The organism is Streptomyces sp. AC627_RSS907 (assembly GCF_019049165.1).
On sequence record NZ_JAGMUE010000471.1, the window covers coordinates 1 to 567 of the forward strand.

Sequence of the window (567 nt, forward strand, 5' to 3'; positions counted from 1 at the left end):
GGCCACGAAGCGCTCGGGGCCCGCGCCCCCCGCGATCAGCACCCGGGCCAGCCGGTTGGCGCGCTCGTTCAGCTCCCGGTAGCTCAGCCGCCCGTCGGCCGCCGTGACGGCCGGGGCGTGCGGGGTACGGGCGACCTGCTCCTCGAACACCTCGGGCAGCACGCGCCCGGGCACCGGGACGACCGCGCCTCCCCACTCCTCGACGACGCGCCGCTGTTCGCGGTCGTCCAGCAGCGGCAACTCCCGCAGCCGGCGCTCCGGCCCGGCCGCCATCGCCGTCAGCAGCACCCGCAGGCAGCCGCCCAGCCGCTCCACGGTCGCGGCGTCGAAGGCCGCCGGGTCGTAGTCCAGGGCCATGGTCAGCCGCTCGCCCGGGGCGACGATCATGCTGAGCGGGTAGTTGGTGGGCTCCAGGTCCCGCTCCTCCTCCAGGCTCAGCCCGTGCCGGGCCAGGGCGCCGCCGTCGAAGGGGTAGTTCTCGAACACCACCAGGCTCTCGAACAGGTGCGTGCCGCCCGGCACGTCGCTCCAGGACTGGATCTGCGCCAGCGACACGAAGTCGTGCCG

Annotated in this window: 1 protein-coding gene; it reads right to left on the reverse strand. The window is 75.1% G+C overall.

Annotation, left to right across the window (positions count from 1 at the left end):
* The coding region (locus tag KUM32_RS36515; RefSeq protein WP_217146188.1) for a condensation domain-containing protein at nt 1-567 on the reverse strand (567 nt) is incomplete at both ends.